22 protein-coding genes are annotated in these 23,189 nt (G+C 62.8%); 15 read left to right on the top strand and 7 right to left on the bottom strand.

The features are described 5' to 3' along the window. Window positions 1-125: 125 nt before the first annotated feature. Together AT302_RS23545 and AT302_RS23540 are read right to left on the bottom strand one after the other, a co-directional pair. Window positions 126-1,796 carry a sensor histidine kinase gene (locus tag AT302_RS23545; protein ID WP_084656424.1) on the bottom strand — a complete coding sequence of 557 codons (1,671 nt, stop codon included), beginning with the start codon at window positions 1,794-1,796 and terminating at the stop codon, window positions 126-128. A 158-nt stretch (window positions 1,797-1,954) separates the two neighbouring features. Next, on the bottom strand, window positions 1,955-2,644 hold the full coding sequence (locus tag AT302_RS23540; protein WP_058376078.1) for a response regulator transcription factor: 690 nt from the start codon (window positions 2,642-2,644) through the stop codon (window positions 1,955-1,957). 201 nt (window positions 2,645-2,845) lie between these two features. Between AT302_RS23540 and recA the strand changes: the two genes are divergently transcribed. From recA to AT302_RS23500, 8 genes are all read left to right on the top strand, one after another. Beyond that, a complete protein-coding gene (recA, locus tag AT302_RS23535) occupies window positions 2,846-3,910 on the top strand; it encodes a recombinase RecA (protein ID WP_058376077.1) in 1,065 nt (354 codons plus the stop codon). 232 nt (window positions 3,911-4,142) lie between these two features. Further along, entirely contained in the window at window positions 4,143-4,598 is a 456-nt protein-coding gene (gene recX, locus AT302_RS23530) for a recombination regulator RecX (protein WP_322788720.1), read from the top strand. Between the two features lie 123 nt (window positions 4,599-4,721). Next, window positions 4,722-5,594, top strand: a complete 873-nt coding sequence (locus AT302_RS23525; protein ID WP_407668807.1) for a DUF2889 domain-containing protein — start codon at window positions 4,722-4,724, stop codon at window positions 5,592-5,594. Then, the gene (gene sucC, locus AT302_RS23520; protein ID WP_058376074.1) at window positions 5,591-6,757 is read left to right on the top strand and encodes an ADP-forming succinate--CoA ligase subunit beta; all 1,167 of its coding nucleotides are present in this window, start codon (window positions 5,591-5,593) and stop codon (window positions 6,755-6,757) included. The genes AT302_RS23525 and sucC overlap by 4 nt, the downstream gene beginning before the upstream one ends. A gap of 81 nt (window positions 6,758-6,838) precedes the next feature. Further along, window positions 6,839-7,720 carry a succinate--CoA ligase subunit alpha gene (gene sucD, locus AT302_RS23515; RefSeq protein WP_058376073.1) on the top strand — a complete coding sequence of 294 codons (882 nt, stop codon included), beginning with the start codon at window positions 6,839-6,841 and terminating at the stop codon, window positions 7,718-7,720. 125 nt (window positions 7,721-7,845) lie between these two features. Further along, a complete protein-coding gene (locus tag AT302_RS23510) occupies window positions 7,846-8,574 on the top strand; it encodes a TerC family protein (RefSeq protein WP_058376072.1) in 729 nt (242 codons plus the stop codon). Between the two features lie 180 nt (window positions 8,575-8,754). After that, window positions 8,755-9,279 (top strand): pilin, encoded by a 525-nt coding sequence (locus AT302_RS23505; protein ID WP_058376071.1) that lies wholly within the window; start codon window positions 8,755-8,757, stop codon window positions 9,277-9,279. Window positions 9,280-9,472: 193 nt separating this feature from the next. Beyond that, window positions 9,473-11,272, top strand: a complete 1,800-nt coding sequence (locus tag AT302_RS23500) for a PglL family O-oligosaccharyltransferase (RefSeq protein WP_157125862.1) — start codon at window positions 9,473-9,475, stop codon at window positions 11,270-11,272. A gap of 98 nt (window positions 11,273-11,370) precedes the next feature. Here the strand turns inward: AT302_RS23500 and thiD are convergent, their stop codons facing one another. Then, window positions 11,371-12,255: a bifunctional hydroxymethylpyrimidine kinase/phosphomethylpyrimidine kinase gene (thiD, locus tag AT302_RS23495; protein WP_058376069.1), complete on the bottom strand. Its 885-nt coding sequence runs from the start codon at window positions 12,253-12,255 to the stop codon at window positions 11,371-11,373. Window positions 12,256-12,468: 213 nt separating this feature from the next. Here thiD and AT302_RS23490 point away from each other — a divergent pair, with 213 nt between their 5' ends. From AT302_RS23490 to AT302_RS23460, 7 genes are all read left to right on the top strand, one after another. Then, complete coding sequence (locus tag AT302_RS23490; protein ID WP_039370930.1) at window positions 12,469-12,639, top strand: rubredoxin; 171 nt, start codon at window positions 12,469-12,471, stop codon at window positions 12,637-12,639. A gap of 12 nt (window positions 12,640-12,651) precedes the next feature. Next, window positions 12,652-14,121, top strand: a complete 1,470-nt coding sequence (locus tag AT302_RS23485) for a hypothetical protein (RefSeq protein ID WP_058376068.1) — start codon at window positions 12,652-12,654, stop codon at window positions 14,119-14,121. A 104-nt stretch (window positions 14,122-14,225) separates the two neighbouring features. Beyond that, window positions 14,226-14,795 carry a YqgE/AlgH family protein gene (locus AT302_RS23480; RefSeq protein WP_058376067.1) on the top strand — a complete coding sequence of 190 codons (570 nt, stop codon included), beginning with the start codon at window positions 14,226-14,228 and terminating at the stop codon, window positions 14,793-14,795. Then, entirely contained in the window at window positions 14,792-15,220 is a 429-nt protein-coding gene (ruvX, locus tag AT302_RS23475) for a Holliday junction resolvase RuvX (protein ID WP_058376066.1), read from the top strand. The genes AT302_RS23480 and ruvX overlap by 4 nt, the downstream gene beginning before the upstream one ends. Before the next feature lie 98 nt (window positions 15,221-15,318). Beyond that, on the top strand, window positions 15,319-16,296 hold the full coding sequence (locus AT302_RS23470) for an aspartate carbamoyltransferase catalytic subunit (protein WP_058376065.1): 978 nt from the start codon (window positions 15,319-15,321) through the stop codon (window positions 16,294-16,296). A gap of 8 nt (window positions 16,297-16,304) precedes the next feature. After that, complete coding sequence (locus AT302_RS23465; RefSeq protein WP_058376064.1) at window positions 16,305-17,609, top strand: dihydroorotase; 1,305 nt, start codon at window positions 16,305-16,307, stop codon at window positions 17,607-17,609. Between the two features lie 12 nt (window positions 17,610-17,621). Then, entirely contained in the window at window positions 17,622-18,452 is an 831-nt protein-coding gene (locus AT302_RS23460) for a lysophospholipid acyltransferase family protein (RefSeq protein ID WP_058376063.1), read from the top strand. A 137-nt stretch (window positions 18,453-18,589) separates the two neighbouring features. Here AT302_RS23460 and AT302_RS23455 read toward each other — a convergent pair whose 3' ends face one another. The 4 genes from AT302_RS23455 to AT302_RS23440 form a co-directional block, all read right to left on the bottom strand. Next, on the bottom strand, window positions 18,590-19,615 hold the full coding sequence (locus AT302_RS23455; RefSeq protein WP_058376062.1) for a symmetrical bis(5'-nucleosyl)-tetraphosphatase: 1,026 nt from the start codon (window positions 19,613-19,615) through the stop codon (window positions 18,590-18,592). A gap of 118 nt (window positions 19,616-19,733) precedes the next feature. Further along, window positions 19,734-20,825 (bottom strand): MraY family glycosyltransferase, encoded by a 1,092-nt coding sequence (locus tag AT302_RS23450; RefSeq protein WP_058376061.1) that lies wholly within the window; start codon window positions 20,823-20,825, stop codon window positions 19,734-19,736. Window positions 20,826-20,875: 50 nt separating this feature from the next. Further along, window positions 20,876-21,976, bottom strand: a complete 1,101-nt coding sequence (locus AT302_RS23445) for an MraY family glycosyltransferase (protein ID WP_058376060.1) — start codon at window positions 21,974-21,976, stop codon at window positions 20,876-20,878. Between the two features lie 55 nt (window positions 21,977-22,031). Beyond that, window positions 22,032-23,186 carry a glycosyltransferase family 4 protein gene (locus tag AT302_RS23440; protein WP_058376059.1) on the bottom strand — a complete coding sequence of 385 codons (1,155 nt, stop codon included), beginning with the start codon at window positions 23,184-23,186 and terminating at the stop codon, window positions 22,032-22,034. Window positions 23,187-23,189: the final 3 nt, after the last annotated feature.

The raw sequence follows: 23,189 nt of genomic DNA, 5'->3' as shown, positions 1-23,189 counted from the left end.
CCGTTGCAACTGATTATTGGAGTGCAACCTTACCGCCGTCTGACGCCAAACTGACTCGAAGCTTACGTTGCTAGGGACTTACCCTCGTCTTTGCCCCGAAATTGACGGTTTTGGACGCATTTTCGTCAGGCATCCGGGTTTTCGATAGGGTCCCCAAGAGGCAGGGTGACGCGTATCAACGTGCCCGTTGCTTCGGGATGCTGCGCGTCGACATGGTCGAGCACATTCACGTCGCCTCGATGGATCTGCACAATCTCGCGCACGATCGCGAGACCCAGTCCGCTGCCGTCGCTGTCGCTGCCAAGAATGCGATAAAAGCGCTCGAACACGCGCGGCCGCTCCGCTGACGGAATGCCCGGTCCGGTGTCTTCGACTTCCAGATGCACGAAGCCGTCCGAGGCTTCATGACGCAGCCGCACCGTGACCTTGCCGCCCGCCGGTGTGTAGCGAATCGCGTTGTCGATCAGGTTGTTGAGCAACTCGCGCAGCATCACCGGCTGGCCCGACAGTTGCACGGGGAACGGCGGCTCCTCGAAGCCCAGATCGATGCGCTTGGCGAACGCGGCCTGAAACCAGTCTTGCATCGCATTGCGTGCCAGCACACTGAGATTGACTGGCGTGAATGCCGCCGCATCGTTCGCGCTGTTTTCTGCGCGCGCCAGTGCCAGCAACTGATTGACGAGGCGGGCCGCCTGCTCGGAACTCACCGCAATCTGCGAGAGCGAGCGGCGCAATTCGTCGGGCGACGTTTGCCGCAACGCCAGCTCGGCTTGCATGCGCAGCCCTGCGAGCGGTGTCTTCAACTGATGCGCCGCGTCGGCGATGAAGCGCTGCTGGAGCTTCATGTTTGTTTCAAGCCGCCCCAGCAGATCGTTCAGCGAATTCACGAGCGGGGCAATTTCCGGCGGCGCTTGCCGGGCTTCGAGTGGCGAGAGATCGTCGGGACGCCGCGCACGAATGTGTTCCTGCAACGCATGCAACGGCGCGAGGCCGCGCGACAGCCCGAACCAGACGAGCACGATGGCCAGCGGCAGAATGACGAACTGCGGCAGGATCACGCCCTTGATGATTTCGTTGGCCAGTTGGCTGCGCTTGTCGAGCGTCTCGGCGACCTGAACCAGTGCCATGCCGCCTTTCGGTTCGAGACGCGGCAGATCGACATAAGTGAACGCCACGCGAATGTCGTTGCCGCCGAGGGTTTCGTCGCGAAATTGCACGACGCCCGGCTGCGGGCGGTCGTCTTCATGAGGCAGCGGCAAGTCGGCGGTGCCGGCCACGAGCTCGCCCTTCGCGCCGAGCACCTGAAAGTAGACGCTGTCGGTGGCGTCGGCCCGCAGCAGATCGCGCGCGGGCATGGGCAGCGTCAACGTGACTTGTCCGCGATCGGTATGGACCTGCTGGGCAAGCACGTAAGTGTTGGTTTCGAGGGCGCGATCGAAGGGGCCATTCGCAATCGACTTGGCGACGAGATACGTCACCGCAATACTCATCGGCCAGAGCAGCAGCAACGGCGCGAGCATCCAGTCGAGAATCTCGCCGAAGAGCGAGCGGGGCGGCGGCTCGGCTTCGCGCTCCAGCGGCGCGCCGAATCCGGGACGCGTGAAGGGATCGGCGTAAGGGTCGAACGGGTCGAACGGGTCGAACGGGTCGGTGGCGTCGACTGAGTCGAGCGACGGTTCTTCGATGTCGGGCGGGAAGGCGTCGTCGTGTGCTGAATTTGCTGAACGCGATGGCCGAGAGCGGCCCGCCGTGTTCGCCGTGTTGGCATCGCGATGATGACGAAGACTCAGGCGCATAAAACCTCGGAATTTCTGGCGGGCCTTGCGTCTCTGAAGGCGCTGGTGTCCGGCCGGTGACGCTTGGCGGTCATCAAGCCGGGTTCACTTGATCTGCGGTCGTCGTCCGGGTGGCATCCCGTTGGGTAGATCGCGTCGCACCCCCGCGTCGCACCCTATCACGCCGCATTGGCAGGCGCAGTGGCGGGTTTTTCCAGACAGTAGCCCAGTCCGCGAATCGTCGCAATGCGCACGCCGCTCGGCTCGATCTTCTTGCGCAGCCGGTGCATGTACACCTCGATGGCGTTGTTGCTGACTTCTTCGCCCCAGCCACACAGGTGGTCGACGAGTTGCTCCTTCGAGACGAGCCGGCCCGTGCGCAGCAGCAGCACTTCGAGCAGTTCGAGCTCGCGCGCCGACAGATCCAGCATCTGCTCGTGAATATAGGCAGTGCGCCCGACCTGATCGAAACTGAGCGGGCCGTGCCGGATCACGGTTGAGCCGCCGCCCGCACCGCGTCGCGTGAGCGCTCGCACGCGCGCTTCGAGTTCGGCGAGCGCAAACGGCTTCGCCATATAGTCGTCGGCGCCGAGATCGAGCCCCTTCACGCGCGCATCGACGCTGTCCGACGCGGTCAGAATCAATACCGGCAAATGGGAATTTCGTGCACGCAACCGGCGCAAGACTTCGTGGCCGGGCAGGCGGGGCAAACCAAGATCGAGAATCAGCAGATCGAACGTCTGGGCAGACAGCGCGGAGTCGGCTTCGAGCCCGGTCTTGACGTGATCGACGGCGTAGCCTCCCTGGCGCAGCGAGCGGGTCAGGGCGTCAGCCAGAATGCTGTCATCCTCTGCGATGAGAATTCGCATGGGCGTGATAGGCTTGTTAGGCACCGGAGCCTGACGGCTGCGGCGTGTCTCCTGTGATGTTGCGGCGCGTGGTTCGCGGCTTTTTTTGTCGTTTCGGCGCTTTCGGACAACAGGCACTTGCCAAAAGCACTGTTTTTTTATACAGTGCTGGCATTCACGCCTCACTCGAGCCGTCTCGCTCATCATATCAAAGGACGATTCATGGAAGAAAGCAAGAAAGGGTCTGCCAATCTGTCGGCCGAGAAGGGCAAGGCGCTCGCCGCTGCCCTCGCGCAGATCGAAAAGCAATTCGGCAAGGGCTCGATCATGCGTCTGGGCGACAGCGAGGTCGAAGCTGACATCCAGGTCGTCTCGACCGGCTCGCTGGGTCTGGACATCGCGCTTGGCGTCGGTGGCCTGCCGCGCGGCCGCGTGATCGAAATCTACGGCCCGGAATCGTCGGGCAAGACGACGCTCACGCTGCAAGTCGTAGCGGAAATGCAAAAGATCGGCGGCACCTGCGCGTTCATCGACGCAGAACATGCCCTCGACGTCGGCTACGCCAGCAAGCTGGGCGTCTCGGTCCCGGAACTGCTGATCTCGCAGCCGGACACCGGTGAACAGGCACTGGAAATTGCCGACGCACTGGTGCGTTCGGGCTCGATCGACCTGATCGTGATCGACTCGGTGGCGGCCCTGGTGCCGAAGGCCGAAATCGAAGGCGAAATGGGCGACTCGCTGCCGGGTCTGCAAGCCCGTCTGATGTCGCAGGCGCTGCGCAAGCTCACCGGCACGATCAAGCGGACGAACTGCACGGTCATCTTCATCAACCAGATCCGGATGAAGATCGGCGTGATGTTCGGTAACCCGGAAACGACGACGGGCGGTAACGCGCTGAAGTTCTACGCCTCGGTGCGTCTGGACATCCGCCGTATCGGTTCGATCAAGAAGGGCGACGAAGTCGTCGGTAACGAAACCCGCGTGAAGGTCGTCAAGAACAAGGTCGCGCCGCCGTTCCGCGAAGCCATTTTCGACATCCTGTACGGTCAGGGCATCTCGCGCGAAGGCGAAATCATCGATCTGGGCGTGACCGCGAAGATCGTCGAGAAGTCGGGCGCCTGGTATAGCTACAACGGCGAGAAGATCGGCCAAGGTAAGGACAACGCACGCGAATTCCTGCGTGAGAATCCTGACATCGGCCACGAGATCGAAAACAAGGTGCGTGCATCGCTCGGCGTGACGGCGATCAACGAGACCGGCGAGATCGAAGCAGACGACGAGGTCTGATGACCCCCGAGTCAATACGGCAACGCGACGCTAATACGGTGTCGCGTTGCCGTTTTTGTTTGTAGTTTTGGTTTTGCCGTTCGGGCCGTAGCGCTAGGCTCCGCTTTGATCCCTGCTTTGGTGCTATCCGCGCGCTATCTTCATGATCAATCGACGTCCTCCCCGCAACCCGCAAGATCCACCGCCTCCGCCGGGTGACGACGCGGTGGCGGTCAAGCGCTCGCGAAAACCCGTGCTCAGTCTCAAAGGCCGCGCCATGGGCTATCTATCGCGCCGGGAATACAGCCGTGCGGAATTGCGCCGCAAGTTGATGCCGTACGCCGATGCCGAGGACCCCGAAGCACTGGATCGTCTGCTCGACACCCTTGAAGCCGAACGCTGGTTGTCCAACGAGCGGTTTGCGGAAAGTGTGGTGCACCGCCGGTCGTCCCGGCTCGGTACGTCGCGCATCGTCGGCGAACTCAAACAACATCAGGTTGACCCGGACACCGTCTCCGCGCTCGCCGAGCAATTGCGTGAGACCGAGCTGTCCCGTGCCCGCGCGGTCTGGCAACGGAAGTTCGGCGAAGTTGCCATCACCCCCGAGGCACGCGCCAAGCAGATGCGCTTTCTCGCATCGCGTGGCTTTTCGCGTACCGTTATCAGCAAAATCGTGCGGGGCGCCGACGAATTCTCGGACGAAGACTAAGCCGCATCCGGCGAGCGCAAAAAATGTTTCTCATGAATCGGTGGCCATTCATCGGCAATGTGCTGCGTTCGTGAGGACTCGCGAGGCACGTCACGTGACGTATGATGCGGCACGGAAACTCGCATGACACCTTGGTTGCGCGCTTATCGGGATGTGGCGTCGCACCATGCTCGCCACGGCCTCGAAATTCGCATAACCCGACCGATGGGTCGGGTAATCAAGCCTTATGCAGCGGGCGTCTGCTGCACTGCGGCAGAAGACTTCGTGGCCTATGCTAGAATCAAGGTCTTTCTGCGTTCATGCATTGCACACTCTCGCATGCCGCTCTCTGAGCCCGCCCCTCGTACCCTGCGTCACCGCCGCACGATCGCTGTCGAAGCGTATTCGCGTGAGGATGGCCTATGGGACATCGAAGCCCGTCTGACCGATCACAAAGATCGGGATTTTGCATTGGCAACGGGCCTTCGCAAGGAGGGCACGCCGATCCACGAGCTGTGGCTGCGCTTGACGATCGACGAAGATTTCGAGGTGCATGACGCCGAAGCCGTCTCTGACTGGGTGCCATATCCCGGCATTTGCGATCAGATCGGCCCCGAATACCGTCAGTTGATCGGTCTTAACCTGCGCCGCGGCTTCCGCCATGGTGTGCGCGAGCGACTCGCCGGCGCGGCAGGCTGTACCCATCTGACCGAACTTTGTAGTGTCCTGCCCACGGCAGCGATTCAGGCCTTTGCCGGTGTTGTCATTCATACACCGGACACTGCGGCCAATGACACCGAAAACACGGTGCCTCCTTTCCAACTCGGACATTGTCACGCCTTGCGGTTTGATGGCGAGGCAGTGCGCCGGTTTTACCCGCGCTGGTTCAACGGCCGCGCAAACGATCGAGCGAACGAGCCCACGACGCCCGCCACTACCGAAGCGGTGCGCGATGGTGCCTCGACTCGCAAGCTCGAACCCAAACTTCCAACTCAGCAAGAAGGGAATCACGCATGAAGATTCATGAGTATCAAGGCAAGGAAATCCTCCGGAAATTCGGAGTCGCGGTGCCCCGCGGCATTCCGGCTTATTCCGTGGATGAGGCCGTGAAGGCAGCCGAAGAACTCGGCGGTCCGGTTTGGGTGGTCAAGGCCCAGATTCACGCAGGCGGTCGCGGTAAGGGCGGTGGCGTGAAGGTGGCCAAGTCGCTCGAGCAAGTGCGCGAGTACGCCAACCAGATCCTCGGTATGCAACTGGTCACGCACCAGACCGGTCCGGAAGGCCAAAAGGTCAACCGCCTGTATATCGAAGAAGGCGCGGACATCAATAACGAACTGTACGTCAGCCTCGTGGTTGACCGCGTCACGCAGAAGATCGTGATGATGGGTTCGAGCGAAGGCGGCATGGACATCGAAGAAGTTGCCGAAAAGCATCCGGAACTGATTCACCACGTTGTCATCGATCCGTCGGCCGGTCTGACCGACGCGCAAGCCGACGACTTCGCCAAGAAGATCAGCGTCCCCGACGCTTCGATCCCGCAAGCCCGCGCGATCCTGCAAGGTCTGTACAAGGCCTTCTGGGAAACCGACGCATCGCTGGCCGAAATCAACCCGCTGAACGTGTCGAGCAACGGCACGGTCACGGCACTGGACGCCAAGTTCAACTTCGATTCGAACGCCCTGTTCCGTCACCCGGAAATCGTCGCGTACCGCGATCTGGACGAAGAAGATCCGGCTGAAGTCGAAGCCTCGAAGTTCGATCTGGCCTACATCTCGCTCGACGGCAACATCGGCTGTCTGGTGAACGGTGCCGGTCTGGCCATGGCCACGATGGACACCATCAAGCTGTTCGGCGGCGAGCCGGCCAACTTCCTGGACGTGGGCGGTGGCGCCACGACGGAGAAGGTGACCGAAGCGTTCAAGATCATGCTGAAGAACCCGAACCTGACCGCGATCCTGGTCAACATCTTCGGCGGCATCATGCGCTGCGACGTGATCGCCGAAGGCGTGATCGCTGCATCGAAGGCCGTTTCGCTGAAGGTGCCGCTGGTCGTGCGCATGAAGGGCACGAACGAAGACCTGGGCAAGAAGATGCTCGCCGAATCCGGCCTGCCGATCATCGCCGCAGACAGCATGGAAGAAGCTGCCCAGAAGGTTGTTGCAGCTGCCAAAGGCAACTAACTAACTGTCTAAGCCGCAGCGGCGCACCGCCCAAAGGGTTGTGCGAACGCTGCCCGGCAACCGGATGAAGGAAATCAAGCAATGTCGATTCTGATCAACAAAGATACCAAGGTCATCACCCAGGGTATTACTGGCAAGACTGGCCAGTTCCACACCCGCATGTGCCGCGAATACGCGAACGGCAAGAACGCGTTCGTCGCAGGCGTGAACCCGAAGAAGGCCGGTGAGGACTTCGAGGGCATCCCCATTTTCGGTTCGGTCAAGGACGCCAAGCAACAAACCGGCGCCACCGTTTCGGTGATCTACGTCCCGCCCGCAGGCGCTGCTGCCGCGATCTGGGAAGCCGTCGAAGCCGATCTGGACCTGGCGATCTGTATCACGGAAGGCATCCCCGTCCGTGACATGATCGAAGTGAAGGACCGTATGCGCCGCGAAGGTCGCAAGACCCTGCTGCTCGGCCCGAACTGCCCGGGCGTGATCACGCCGGACGAACTGAAGATCGGCATCATGCCGGGTCACATCCACAAGAAGGGCCGCATCGGCGTCGTGTCGCGCTCGGGCACCCTGACGTACGAAGCCGTCGGCCAACTGACTGCCCTGGGTCTGGGCCAGTCGACCGCCGTCGGTATCGGTGGCGACCCGATCAACGGTCTGAAGCACATCGACGTCATGCAGATGTTCAACGACGATCCGGATACGGACGCCGTGATCATGATCGGTGAAATCGGTGGTCCGGACGAAGCCACGGCTGCTGAGTGGATCAAGGGCAACATGAAGAAGCCGGTCGTCGGCTTCATCGCAGGCGTGACGGCGCCTCCGGGCAAGCGCATGGGCCACGCCGGCGCGCTGATCTCGGGCGGTGCCGATACGGCCGAAGCCAAGCTGGCCATCATGGACGCCTGCGGTATCAAGGTGACCAAGAACCCGTCGGAAATGGGCCGCCTGCTCAAGTCGGTGCTGTAATTACCGTCGGTTGACTCCGTTGCGGCTGCCGGAACCGGTAGCCATCGCGATGAGTCACTAGAAAGGGAGCCTGAACTATCGGGCTCCCTTTTTTGCTATGGGTTTCAAACCAAGGATTTCTTGCCATGCTGGCGTTTTTCGCTGAGCTGAACTGGGCAGCCGTGCTGCAAATCATCATGATCGACATCCTGCTGGGTGGCGACAATGCCGTGGTGATCGCGCTCGCGTGCCGTAATCTGCCGGCCAAGCAACGTTTGCAGGGCATCATGTGGGGCACCGTCGGCGCCATCGTCTTGCGCGTGATCCTGATCGCGTTCGCCGTGACGCTGCTCGCCGTGCCTTATCTGAAGGCATTGGGCGGCCTGGCGTTGCTCTGGATCGGCACGAAGCTGCTTGTGCCCGATCACGACGCGCACGACAGCGTAAAGCCTGCCGACAAGCTCTGGACCGCGGTCAAGACGATCATCGTCGCCGATCTGGTGATGAGCATCGACAACGTGATCGCCATCGCCGGCGCCGCTGAAGGGGCTGCCGATCATCATCAACTGCCGCTCGTGATCTTCGGGCTGCTTGTGAGCATTCCGCTGATCGTCTGGGGCTCGCAACTGGTGTTGAAGGCGCTCGATCGCTTCCCCATCATTGTGATGGCGGGCGCGGCGCTGCTCGGCTGGATTGCGGGCAACCTGATCGTGACCGATCCGGGCATCGGCCCCTGGCTGCACCTGCCGGGCGCTGCGGCGGAATACACGCACTACATTGCATCGGGTATCGGGGCGTTGCTGGTCGTCGGTATCGGGCTGATACTCCGGCGTCGTAGCGAGGCGCGTCAATTGCGTGCAACCTCTTCGGAATAATCCGGTCCATTACCGGGTGATTTCTCATCACCCATACAGCCCCGCCCGATTTTGATCTGCGGCAGGGTTCTCGGCGCGGGGGCTATGGCATACTCCGCCCACTTCCCCCCGACGAGCGCCGTTCCGAGCCTGGAATGGCGCGTCCGTTTCGTTTTCAATGCTATCGCTGGGAGTTACACAATGCGTCGTTTCGGCCACCGGACCACCGGTATCGCCAAGTCCCGGGGCTTCACCCTGATCGAGCTGATGATCGTGCTGGCGATCATCGGTGTGCTGGTCACGGCAGGCGTCCCGTATCTGCAAAATTATCTGGTGCGTGCGCGCGTCGTCGAGGGTCTCGGGTCGGCGGCTGCTGCCAAGGCGCTCGTGGCCGAGAACGCCATGCACGGCGCGCCGTTCAACAGCGGCTGGCAAGTGCCGAGCGCGACGGATAACGTCAACTCGGTCAGCATCGACGGTTCTACCGGCAATGTCAGCATCGCCTACACGCAACGCGCCGGCGACGGCACGCTGGTGCTGGTGCCGATGCAGACCGGTGCCGACGGCAAGCCCGCGGTGCTGGAAAGCGGCAAAGCGCCGGAAGGGCAGATCGTCTGGACGTGCTACGCGCAAGGCCGCGACGGCGCCCCGAGCGGTGCCACGCTGTCGGCCAAGGTCGCGCCGCCTGAGTGCCGTGGTGTAACGGCAGAAGCGGCCAAGGGCTGAGTCGGCCCGGGTAGCGAATGGCGTGTGCGGTGATGATGGGCGGAGGACAAAAACCAGCCATCATCCGCCGCACGGTTTGCGCATCGGAACGAGAGGCGAAGATTCGTCTCTCGCATGAAATGGTCGCCCCTCCGGCGACCGTTTTTCGTTATGCTTGCGCATCTTTCAACCGGTGTACTGCACGGCGGCGACCTTGTTTCCACCTCTGCTTCTCTCGATGATCGGGCTCACGCTGGCCGCGATCTGGGCTCTGCCCTATAACTTTGTCAAACACACGTACCCGATCTCGACGTTCTATTCGGAGGCGCTGACGTTTTCGCTGTTCGGCGCACTCGGCGTGTTGTCGATGGTGGCCGTGCTGCGGCGCGATTCGCGTTTGCTGCAACTGCCGCGCATTACGTGGATGCCGCTGATGTTCATTGCGGTAATTCTCGTCCAGCGCGCGACGATGGCGACCGAGCTGCCGCAACTGATGATGACCGCGCTGCTCTACGGCGTGGCGATGATCGTGGCAGTGAGTTCGGGGTACTGGCTCGCGCAATTGGGCTGGCGCGGCACGCTCATGCGTTTGAGTGCTGCGGCGCTCACCGTCGGGGGCCTCTACGCGTTTGGCGCGCAGGTGGTGCAGGCCTTCCATCTCGAAGCGCATGTGCCATGGCTGGTTGCGAAGTACACCGTCAGCGTGGCGCGGCGTCTGTTCGGCAATATGTATCAGCCGAATCATCTGGCAACGTACCTGTCGCTCGCGAGTGCTGGTGCGTTCTATCTCTGGTATCACCGTAAGTTGCCGGTGTGGCTGTTGCTGCCGGTGTGGGCGGCGTTCGATATCGGCATTTGTTTCACCGGTTCGCGCACGCCGTGGCTGCAACTGGCCTTGCTGTCGGCCTTCGGTCTGTGGCTGGTCTGGAATGAGCGCGTCGATTCGCCGCACAACGTGCGCCGTCCGATGCGCTGGTTTGCGCCCGTGGTGATTCTGCCGCTGTTAGGCCTGATGACGATGTTCGTCGGCTGGGCCAATGTGGCGTGGGGACTGCAACTCGACGGCAGCGCGGTGGCGCGGATGCAGCAGGCGGGGCAGGTGGCCGGGCGGCTGAACTTGTGGGAATACGGCTTTGCGATTTTCCGGGAGCATTGGCTCTTCGGTGCCGGGTGGTCGAATTACATCGACGCGCAGTTCGCGTTGGTCGACAAACTGGGCCCCGTCGAAATGGCGGACAACGCGCACAACGCGCTGCTCGATCTGCTCGCGAAAATCGGTCTCGTCGGCACGTTGCTGGTGCTCGTGCCGCTGCTGTTCTGGTTCGCTCGTGCGGTGCGCGCCATCAAATCGGCACCGATTGCCTTCGCGTTCATCCTGCTCGGCATGCTCGCCGTGCACGCGATGCTTGAGTATCCGCAGCATTACGCGTTCTTCCTGCTCCCGGCGTTGTTTCTGCTGGGCTTTTGCGATACGAAGGCCATCAATGGCGTGTCGCCGACCGCGACCGGGGCCATCAACGGCGTGATCGTGCTGTTCGCCTGCGTGGCGATTCCGTGGTTGATCAGTGACTACCAGCGCGTGGAAGTGGCTTACCGCGCGGGCAAGATCGACACGTATCGCACGGACCCGGCGTTGTTCTTCGCGCCGTATGGCGACTACGCCGTGACCGGCGCGTTGTACCTCAATCGCGATCAGCTCGACGAAAAGCTGGCATCGCATCGCGAAGCGCTGGCGCTCGGTGCCGGGCCGACGATGATCAAGCGCTACATCGTGCTGCTCGCCCTCGCGGGGCGTGACGACGAGGCGCTGGAAGACGTGCAGAGGCTGAAGCACTACAACATGCAGATTTTCGACGGTCAGTACGCGTCATTGATTCGCTTGCTGCGCGCGCAGGGCGATGACTTGAAGCCGTTCACCAAGCGCGTCATCGAGAAGTGGGGACGCCCGAAGGGCGACCCGGATGACGACGAGGCGATGACGTCACCGGCATCGGCCGCGAAACGGATGTCCTGAACATCGCTCACGCTGACGCGCTCGGAGAAAAGAAAACGCCCGCAATTCACATTGCGGGCGTTTTCTTTTGTGGTGACGCGGGGCACAAACGACGACCGTCAGGCCTTATCGCTTTCGTCCGGCGCGAGCGCGGGAGGCACGGCGATATCCGGGGAATCCGCCACCGGATCGTCTTCGTTCTCGTCGTTGCGCGCCCAGAAGAAGCGATCGGGGAAATGACGTCCCATCCCCGGGCGGAACGCATTCTCGAGCACTTGTTGCAAGTACTCTTGTGCTTCTCGCACGGCCTCCGGCATGGCCAGACCATTGGCCAGCATGGCTGCCACGGCCGCCGCAAGCGTATCCATGGCGCCTGCCACATTGTGCGGCGGGCGGTCCCACGTGTCTTCGCGCACCACGCCATCGTCCGAATACAGCGTGTGGGTGAATTGTGGCGCGTTGCTGTCGCTCACCAGAATGAACTCGCAGCCGTGTTCGAGGAGGATGCTCACGGCTTCCTCCATCGACACGTTTTCGTTCTCGCTGACCGTCTGTGCCAGCGCGATGGTACTCGCCGGGCTCACCACCAGCACGCTCGCCTGCGGCACGAGCAGGCTGGCGGTGGCTTCGCGCAGTTCGTCGGCCGACAGCAGGTGTTCGCCGGCCAGACCGAAGTCCGGCGACACGACCAGCGGCGTCTCGTCATAGTCGGCGACGATTTCGGCGATGGCGGCGACGTTCTCGGCATTGATGGCACTGCCGACCTTGAACGCGGCCACCGGCATGTCTTCGAGCAGCATGCGTGCCTGATCGACGATCCAGTCCGGGTCGACCGGCTGCACGTCCACGCAGGCGCGTGAGTCTTGCGATGAATAGCCGGTGAGCACCGACACACCATAGCCGCCCATGCTCGCGAACGTGAGCAGGTCGGCCTGAATGCCGGTGGCCGAGGTGGGATCGGAAAGCCCGAAGGTCAGCAGAATGGGAGGGGATTCAGTTTGCATGGGGGCAGGATAGACGGCGATCTGGTCAGGGCTTGGGTTCGTTGGTACCATCACGCCTTAAATGCCCGCTTCGGAGCGCTTGCAAGCGTCGTGGGCAGCACCTGCCGGGCAATGCATCGGCAGGCCCCCCACATCACCGTTCGACAAGTCTGTCGCCGGGGCCCGAAGCGGTTGACAAGCCATTGTAACGGAACGCTAGTCGCTTAAGAAAGAATGGAATACAAGAGCTGGATGTGCCTCATTTGCGGCTGGATTTATGACGAAGAGGCAGGTTTGCCCGACGAAGGCATTGCCCCCGGCACGCGCTGGGACGACGTGCCCATCAACTGGACCTGCCCTGAGTGCGGTGCGCGCAAGGAAGACTTCGAGATGGTGCAGATCTGAGGCCGATGGCCCATGGTGACTCCGCAAACGCCCCTCGACCCCACTGCAAGCACGCCTGGCCCCGCGACACGCGAGACGCGTGACGCCCCGCTATGGCGTCTTCCTGACGTCGCTGAGGCGTTGACGGAAGCCTCCGACGCATGGTCGAACGGACCGGCGGCGGCGCTCGGACCATTACGGCGTGCCAATCGTTTGTTGCAGACCAGCGGTCATGCCGACTGGGCGCTCCATGGCGAACGGCTTGTGCAAGCCATTGCCGAGACGGCCTATGGTCAGCCCGGCAGTCAGGACGCCATGCGCAATGCGCTGCGCCAGTTCGAGCGCGAGATCTGGCAGGCCGGTGCTGCACCCGCTACACCGACGGCACCTACCGCACCTTCTGTATCGACTGCGGCGACACCCGCTGCAACCCCCGACTGGCCGGGTTCACCGACCCCTGGCGAACTACGCATGACCGGCTGGGCCGTCGCCACGCCTCGTCTGCATGGCTTGCCGGCGGGGACCGCGCCCCTGCGTGCCGATGTCGAGCGTGTGTTGTTGCGTCTGCTGCGTCCCGATGCCGACGCGGCCGACACCACGGCAGCCCTCGCACAACTGGCCGATCTGGCCGCTGACCTGCACCGTGCTGGGGCGACCGCGCCGCTCGATTACTGGCGTCTCGCGGCCGCATGGCTGCGTTTTGCCCGTGCCCCGCTGAGTCTGGCCGACAAGCGTCAGATCGGGCGAATGAACATGGCGCTGCGGCGCCAACTGACACGGCCGACCGAGCCGGGTCAGACGACCACCGGAATCCCCACGCCGAACCTGTCGGCCGCCCCTGCGGCACCGGGGCAAGCCGGTACGGCCGCAACGAGTGCTGCGGCTGCAACGGGGGCAGTGTCGGCCCCCAAATCACAAACCGAAGTCATCCCCGGTCATGACCTGCTCGAAGCCTTGGCGACATGGCAGGCGCAAGCGCCGGACAGTTGGCTGAACACCTTGTTGGCCGATTTCGGCGTACTGCGCAGTGGCGGTAATTTGCCCGCGTCGTTGGCCGATGCCGTTGAGGCCGCCCAGAAGCAGGGCGCTGGCACGAGTTCGCGCGATTGGCTGCGCATCGGTCCGATTGCGGTGCGCCATGACGTGTGCCAGACCTTCCTGAGTCTGGCCGACGAAGCCTTGCCGAATCTGAACGACCCTGCCGTGGCGGGGCGTGTGGCCGACTATGCGTCGGCGATCGGTCTGGCGCCGGTCGCCCGGCTGGCCGCCGCCGTGTCGGCGACGGGCGAGCGTCTGGCGGCGTCGCCTCCGGCCGAGCCGGGCGGCCCGGCGGCGCTGGCCATGACCGTGAAGGCCTTGCGCGGCATGCTTCACCAGTTCGCCGCAGACGCTTATCCGGAGCCGCGTCCCGACCTGATTGCCGAGATGGCAATGTGGCGGGAGCGGGCGCTGGATGCGAGTGTATTCGGACAGCGGCTCGTCACCGGGCGCGACGTTCCGTGATAAAGTCGGCAGCAAAGGCTGCCTAAGGTGGTCGAACAAGGTGGCCGATGGCCGTAGCACGATGCGGTAAGACCGCAAACCGTCCGCGAAACTACTTTGGCCCTATGCCGAACGACCGTATCAATCTCACGAATCAGTTCCTCATCGCCATGCCTGGCATGGCCGATCCGACGTTTTCCGGAACGGTCGTGTACATGTGCGAGCACAGCGAGCGCGGCGCGATCGGACTGGTGATCAATCGTCCGACCGACATCGATCTGCAATCGCTCTTCGAACGGCTGGACCTCAAGCTCGAAATCGACCCGTTGGCCCATCAGCCGGTGTTCTTCGGCGGTCCGGTGCAAACGGAGCGCGGCTTCGTGCTGCACGAAGCGACCGGCACGCCGTACAGCTCGTCGCTGTCGGTGCCGGGCGGTCTCGAGATGACCACCTCCAAGGATGTGCTCGAAGCCGTGGCGAATGGCGACGGTCCGAGCCGCTTCCTGCTCACGCTCGGTCATTCCGGCTGGAGCGCGGGGCAACTGGAAGACGAAATCAGCCGCAACGGCTGGCTGACCGTGGCAGCCGATCCCGGCATCGTGTTCGATGTTCCGCCGGCAGAGCGTTTTGACGCTGCACTCGCGTTGCTGGGGGTATCGTCGTCGATGCTCTCCGCCGACGCTGGCCACGCATGACGGCTGGTAGCGCCACGGTGCTCGCCTTCGATTACGGCGAGCGTCGTATCGGTGTGGCGATCGGCAATCTGCTGCTGCGAGAAGCCCGTGCACTCACCGTTCTCGCCAATCTCAATCGCGAAGTCCGTTTTGCCGAAGTCGGCAGGCTCGTTGCCGAATGGCAGCCCGAGCTGATCGTCGTCGGCCTGCCGTGTCATCCCGACGGCACGCCGCATGAAATGACGCAGCAGGCCAAGCGCTTCGGCAATCAGGTCAATGGGCGTTTCGATGTTCCCGTGGTGTGGGTCGACGAGCGATATTCGTCGGTGGCCGCCGCTGCCGCACTCGCCGAAGCCGGCATCAAGGTCTCGCAAAAGACCTCTCTCGACGCCGAAGCCGCCCGCATCATTCTCCAGCAGTACTTCGACGAGCATGTGCCTGCCTGACGCTGCGCCGCAGGCGTGTTCCAGATTGCACCAATCGCTCGCTTCGCCCGGATCGGGCGAAGCACCCCAGCAACGGGCCGCCGCCCCGGAGACGCCGCATGGCTAATGGAATGCTTGGCCGGCGCGGCCACCCGCAACTGACTCGCAACGGCGAGTTGAAGCATTTGCTCACGGTCGAAGGCCTGCCGCGCGCCGTTCTCACCCATATTCTCGACACCGCCACGCAGTTCGTCAGTCTGAACGACGGCGATGTGAAGAAAGCACCGCTGCTGAGCGGCAAATCCGTTTTCAATCTGTTCTTCGAGAACTCCACCCGTACGCGCACGACGTTCGAGATCGCGGCTGCGCGATTGTCTGCCGACGTGTTGAATCTGAATATCAATGCGTCGTCGACGAGCAAGGGCGAAACCTTGCTCGATACGATCGGCAACCTCTCGGCGATGCATGCGGATCTGTTCGTCGTGCGGCACGCGCAGTCGGGCGCCCCGTACCTGATCGCCGAGCATTGCGCACCGCACGTGCATGTCATCAACGCGGGCGACGGGCGCCATGCGCACCCCACGCAGGGGTTGCTCGACATGTACACGATTCGCCACCACAAGGGCGACTTCAACAACCTGACGGTCGCCATCGTCGGTGACATCCTGCACTCGCGGGTCGCGCGCTCCGATATTCACGCACTCACCACGCTCGGCGTGCCGGAAGTGCGCGCCATCGGGCCGCGTACGTTGTTGCCGGCCGGGCTCGAACAACTCGGCGTGCGTGTGTTCCACGACATGGACGAAGGGCTGCGCGACGTGGACGTCATCATCATGTTGCGTTTGCAGAACGAGCGGATGAATGGCGCCCTGCTGCCGTCGGCGAACGAGTACTTCAAATACTACGGCCTCACCCCCGAGCGGCTGGCCCTGGCCAAGCCGGATGCCATCGTCATGCATCCGGGGCCGATGAATCGCGGCGTGGAAATCGATTCGCGGGTGGCCGATGGTCCGCAGTCCGTCATTCTCGAACAAGTGTCGTTCGGCATTGCCGTGCGCATGGCTGTGATGAGCATCGTCGCTGGTAACCACGGATGAGCGCGCCCATGAAACTGCATCTGAAGGGTGGCCGCGTCATCGACCCCGCCACCCGCTCCGACCGGGTCCAGGACGTATTCATTGCACACGGCAAGATTGCCGGCTTTGGCAGTGCGCCGGATGGCTTCACCGCCGACCGTACGATTGACGCGGCGCGCCTCGTTGTGGCGCCGGGGCTGGTGGATCTGGCAGCCCGCAAGATGACGGCGGCCAGCGAAGCGGCGGCGGCACTGGCCGGTGGCGTGACGCGCGTCGTGTGCCCGCCGGATGCCGATCCGGTGCTCGATGCGCCTGATCTGGTCGAAATGCTTCAGCATCGCGCGCGTGCGATGCACCACGCGCAAGTGCATCCGCTCGGCGCACTCACGGTCGGACTCGCCGGACGGGAACTCACCGAAATGGCCCAGTTGAGCGCGGCGGGTTGTATTGGTTTGTCACAGGCCAATGCGCCGATATCGGACAACCGCACGCTGCTGCGCGCACTGCAATACGCGGGCACCTTCGGGCTGACCGTCTGGCTGCGCCCACAGGATGCCGCTCTCGCGGCCGGCGGCGTGGCTGCCAGTGGCGCAGTGGCTTCGCGTCTTGGGCTGGCCGGCATTCCGGTGGCCGCCGAGACGATTGCATTGCACACCATCCTCGAACTGGTGCGTGTGACGGGCACACGGGTGCACTTGTGCCGCTTATCGTCGGCCGCAGGAGTCGCGTTGGTGCGGGCGGCCAAGGCTGAGGGCTTGCCGGTCACGTGCGACGTCGCGGCGCATCACCTCCATCTCACCGACATGGACATCGGTTATTTTGATGCCCAGTACCGGCTCGACCCACCGTTGCGCGGCCAGCGCGATCGTGAAGTGATTCGCGATGCGGCCCGCGATGGGACGATCGATGCCATCTGCTCCGACCACACGCCGCTAGCTGCCGATGCCCGGCTCGTGCCGTTTGCCGAGGCCGCACCGGGGGCGACGGGGCTGGAACTGCTGTTGTCGCTGGTATTGAAGTGGGCCGATGAGGCCCGGGTGCCGTTGATTGACGCGTTGGCACGCGTTACCCATGGCCCCGCACAGCATCTGGACGGTCTGTGCAGTCGAGACAAGCCCAGCAAAACGAGCGGCGAGGCCGCCGGTGCAGGTAAGCTTGCCGTTGGCCTGCCTGCCGATCTCTGCGTGTTCGAGCCTTCCACTTATTGGACAGTTTCGCCGGCGCTGCTGCGCAGTGCGGGACACAACACTCCGTTCCTCGGCTATGAATTGCCGGGACGCGTACGTCTCACACTGGTCGGCGGCCACGTGGCGTATGAAACCCTTGCCGTTTAGGACGCGAATGCCGTGTTGTTGATCAAAAAACTCCGTCTTGGCCTGCACCTCGCGCGCGGCCTGCTGACCGCGCTGGTGCTGTTCCCGTTTCTGTCAGAAGCGGGCCGGCATCGCCGCATTCGTGCATGGTCGCAAAAGCTGCTGCGACTGTGCGGCATGCAACTCGAAGTCGAACAACGCGGGCCGCTCCCCGAGAGCGGTGTGATGCTGTTGTGCAACCACGTCTCGTGGATCGACATCTTCGCGATCAATGCGTGGCAACCGGTGCGTTTCGTCGCGAAAGCCGAGATCCGCCACTGGCCGCTGGTGGGCTGGCTGTGCGTGCAGACGCGCACGATCTTCCTGCAACGCGAACGCCGTGCCGATGCGCGCCGCATCATGCATTACCTGTCGGAATGTTTGCGCGATGGTGACATCATCACGGTGTTTCCGGAAGGCACGACCACGGATGGACGAAGTCTCCTGCCGTTTCACGCGAATCTGTTGCAAGCGCCTGTTAGCACCGGCAAGCCTGTGCAGCCGCTGTGCCTGTTCTACACGGATGCGGCCAGCGGGCGTCACACGATGGCACCGGCGTACATCGGCGAGATGACGCTGATCGAGTCCATCGACATGATTCTGCGGGCGCCGCCGATGACGGTGCGTCTGGCAGTGGGCGAACCGCAGTACCCGCAGGATGGACAACATCGGCGTGACGTCGCACTCGCCGCACAGAAGGCGGTGGGCGAACAGTTGCAGGGGTACTTGCCGGAGGCGGTGCTGCCGCAGAGCGGCTCGGTGGGGTCGCGTGAGGCCGCCGTGGGCGATGAAGAGGGCGACGCCACGCAGGCCGTGCAGGTCTGATTCGGGATATCTCCCGGGATAGCAAAACGAAAACGGCGCCGCAATGACGGCGCCGTTCTTCTATCGACAATGGCCTGACGCGTCTTTAGCGTCCTAAGCAGTCTACGTGTCTTACGCGACGGTAGACGGTAACGGGATCACGCTTCCTTGCGCTTTGCCGCCTTCTCGGGCTTGTCGTTCTTGTCGATCTTCTCTGCCTTCGAACTCTTCGCTGCGCTCTTGCCGATCTTCTCAAGCTTGCGCACGGACTTGCCAAGCTTTTCTTCCTTGGCGGCCTTGAACGCGTCTTCGGCTTTCTCTGCCTTCTTGATCTTGCCGCGCTTCTTGCCCTCGGCCGATCCGAACGGATCACGCACCTGCGGGCAGTCGATCTGAATCAGGTCGCGTTGTGCCGGCGAGTCGGCCAGCTTCACCGCGGTCAGTTGCCCACCCCACACACAGCCGGTGTCGAGCCCGAGCACATGCTCACGCATCACCAGACCGAGTGCCGACCAGTGACCGAACACGACGGTGATATCGGCGGTCCGTCGATTCGGCGCCTCGAACCACGGCTTGAGGTCGTCCGTGGCGGCGTCGGCGCCTTCCTTGAGTTTGAAATCGATGCGGCCATCGGCGGTGCAAAAGCGCAGCCGCGTGAGCGCATTGATCGTGAGGCGTCGACGGTCGTCGTCGGCCAGACCTTCGCGCCACTGATCCGGCTGATTGCCGAACATGCGCGAGAGAAACGTCTGCCAGTCCGGGCCACGTAACTGGCTTTCCACGTCGCGTGCGAGCGTGATGACCTGCTCGGCGTCCCACTGCGGCAATACGCCGGCGTGCACCATCAGGTGGCCGTGGGCGAAATGCGCGAGCGGACGATGGCGCACCCAGTCGATGAGTGCGTCGCGATCGGGGGCGTTCAGAATATCGTCGAGCGTGTCGCTGCCGTGGGCCTGCCGAACCCCGGCGGCAACCGCCAGCAGGTGCAGGTCGTGATTGCCGAGGACGACACTCACGCGATCGCCGAGGGCGATGACCTGACGGAGCGTGTCGAGGGAACGGGGGCCGCGATTGATGAGATCGCCGGCCAGCCATAGGTCGGCGTCTTGCGGTAAAAGGGCAAGAAGTTCTTCAAACGACGTTTGGCAACCCTGAAGGTCGCCGATGGCATAGATGTCACGCATCGCGGTGGCGCTGTCTTGTCTTGTTGTCCCGAACAGGGGGATTCCGTGTGCCGCGGCTGCGCACTTCAGTGGCTTACCATTCAATGGCCTACCAAAGTGCGTCGCCCCCCGTGGTCTTTCATTTTTTGTAGATCAGCCAGCGGGGTGCCTTAAAGCGGACGATGCGCAGGTACAGCCAGACATACGTCACCATGAAGGCGACGCAGCAAAGTGCGAGCACCAGGCTGTGTCGCCAGAAGACAGTCGCCGGGATCACTGCCAGCAAGCATAACAGCCACAGGTACGGGGAGGTCAAGGAATTGCGTTGCGTGAGGGCACTCGCAGTGCGCACGCCAACCGCCCAGCGCATCAACCGCTTGTACACGAGCATGTGCAGGTGCACGCCATCGGGAATACCGGGCGAGATGCCGCGCACGAAGCGCTTGCGATAGATCGAGAAACAGACCTCGAAGGCCGGGTAAATCACCATCAGCGCGGGATACCACGGCGAGACCTGAGGGTTGCGCATCACGAGCAGGATGGCGATTTCGGCCAGCATGAAGCCGACGAAATAGGCCCCGCCATCGCCGAGGAAGATCAGGCCGCCGGGGAAGTTGAAGATGAAGAATCCCAGAATGGCCCCAACCATGATCATCGAGGTGGTGAGCACAATGGGGTCCTGCACCTGAAACCCGACATAGCCGAGCGAGGCGAACATGATCATGGCGACCATGGCGGCGAGCCCGTTAAAGCCATCGATGATGTTGACCGCATTGGCCATGCCGGCCACACACAGCACCGTGAGCGGCACCGACACGGCGGCAAGCAGCAGCGCCCGATCGGCAAAACCGATGTCGATGCGCGTGATGCGAATGTCGAGCAACAGCCACGCGAGCAGGGCGGCGAACATGGTGCAGACCAGTCGCACCGTCGGCGTGACCTTCTTGGTCAGGTCTTCGACAAAACCACCGAGAAACGCCGGCAGGCCGCAGGCCACGAGCATCAGAATGTCGCGCGCGACTTTCGGGTAGGGGAAGGCGAGGGCCGTGGCGGCGACGATCAGGCCGGCCAGAATGCCGACGCCGCCAATGCGGGGCACCGGGCGGACGTGAAATTTCTGTACGCCGACGACATCGCTGTCACCGGAAAAGCGGGCGTGAACATGCGCGTAGCGCACGATAAGCAGCGTCGCGACGAACGACACGACGAGAGCGATGGCAAGACTCAGCATGATGCAGCCCGATGGCCTGCGATGAGGCCATCAAAGAGTGAAGCGGACAATCAGGATTTCTTTTTCTTGACGATCAACCAGCGCGGCGAGCGGAACCGTACGATGCGGCGATACAGCCACGTGTAGGTCACGATAAACGCCAGACAACACGCGACGAGAATGCCCGTGTGGCGCCAGAAGATCGTTGCGGGAATGACCGCGAGCAGGCAAAGCACCCACAGGTACGGCGACGTCAGCGAATTACGGCGCGTGAGTTGCGCTGCGACCCGCGAGCCGACCGCCCAGCGCAGAATGCGCTTGTAAATGAGCATGTGCAGGTGCACGCCGTCGGGCATGCTGGGCGAAACCCCCCGGATGAAGCGGCGGCGATAGATCGAGAAGCACACTTCGAAGATCGGATAGATCAGCATGAGCGCGGGATACCACGGCGACACGGCCGGGTTGCGCATGACCAGCAGAATGGCCAGTTCGGCCAGCATGAAGCCGACAAAATAGGCACCGCCGTCGCCGAGGAAGATCAGGCCATTCGGGTAATTGAAGATGAAGAAGCCCAGCACGGCCCCGATCATGATCATCGACGTGGCCAGCACGATGTAGTCGCCCACTTGAAAGGCGACGTAGCCGAGAGAGGCGAACATGAAGATGCTCACCATCGCCGCCAGACCATTGAAGCCATCGATGATATTGACCGCATTCGTCATGGCGGCGGTGCAGACGACCGTCAGCACGACTGAAATGACGGGGATCGTCAGCAGATGATCGATCGGCGCGATGCCGATGCGATTGATGTGAATGCCGAGTATCAGATAGGCGACGAACGCTGAGATCATGGCGCACAACAGGCGCATGCGCGGCGACACCCGTTTGGTGATGTCTTCGATGAAGCCGCCAAGGAACACCGGGGCGGCGCTCGCCGCGAGAAGGAGAATCTCCTCCAGGGGGCCGTCGTAGTGGAGCTTCGCAAACGTTCCAGCGGCAAGCAGGCCGAACATGATGCCCAGCCCGCCGATGCGTGGCACCGGATGCGCATGGACCTTCTGGACGCCCTTCGTGTCGCTGTCGCTCGAGAAGTGCGCGTGCACGTGGGCATAACGCACGATCAGCAGCGTGGTGACAAACGAGACTACGAGGGCCAATGTCAGGTTCAGCATAGTGCGGACAAGTCGTTGAGCGCGTTGTTAGTTCTTATGTGCGACTGGTGTCAGCTTATTGCGCTGAATCGGATGAGAGCCGGGTGCGAGTGGGGCTCCCATCGATCTCGCCGAGGATTCTGAAATACTCTGCGATCACCAGACCTTCGTCGAAATTTTGCGCTACTTTAGCACGCCCGGCCCGTCCAACTGCCTGCAATTCCGGCAGGGGCATGCCAGAAGTTGCCGCCATTTGCGTTGCCAATGCCTTGGCATCCTGAACCGGCACGACCCATCCGGTGATGCCATGGTCGACCACTTCGCGGCATCCTTGCACGTCGGTCGTGATCACCGGGCGTGCCATGGCCCCCGCTTCGAGCAGCGTCCGGGACAAGCCTTCGCGATACGACGGCAGCACAATGCAGTGCGCCTGTGCGATCGCGGGCCGCACTTCCTGCGTCACTCCCAGGTACTCGACCAGCCCTTCCCGTTCCCATTCGGCGATCTGATCGCGTGAAATGGCCGTGGGGTTCTCCACATCGGCCGGGCCCAGCAACTGGCATTTGACATGGGGTGCCGACGATTTGAGCGCGCGGGCCGCCTCGATGAACTCCAGCACGCCCTTGTCGCGCAACATGCGGGCGATCAGCAGAAATCGGAACGAACCGTTGTCGGCCGGCCATGGCGCGCTGGCGAAGTGATCGAGATTCACCCCTTCTCCGGGCAGAAGTCGGGCCTTGCGCAGGTCGACGAGCCCGCCGCCGACCATCGCGTCGAAATCCGATTCGTTCAGGAACCAGTTCTCCCGCGTATGGCGAAACGCGTGGCGGTAGAGCAGGCGGACGATCCGGGTCAGGAACGAACGATTGATGAAGACCGTGCCCATGCCCGTGGTGATCGACACCGAGGGAATGCCGGCCCAATGCGCGGCCATGGCGCCGTAGATATTGGGCTTGATCGTGTAGTGAAAGCACACGGCGGGGCGAACGCTACGGTAAAGGCGGAACAATCGCCGGGCAAGCGCGAGATCGTCGAGCGGATTCTTGCCTTTCGACGCCATCGGCATGAGGTGCACGACGCACCCCATCGCGCGCAGGAGCGGCGCATAGTCGTCATCCGGGGCGACCACATGCACCGGGTAGCCGTCGGCCAGCAGGGCACGGATCGGGCCGCCGCGGAAGTTGTGGATCGACCAGAACGAATTGGAGCAGAACAGAACGGGTGGGCGCATGGG

The organism is Pandoraea norimbergensis, from assembly GCF_001465545.3.
Taxonomy (GTDB): domain Bacteria; phylum Pseudomonadota; class Gammaproteobacteria; order Burkholderiales; family Burkholderiaceae; genus Pandoraea; species Pandoraea norimbergensis.
The sequence above is the reverse complement of the archived record's forward strand: the minus strand, read 5'-3'. Positions and strand labels throughout refer to the sequence as shown.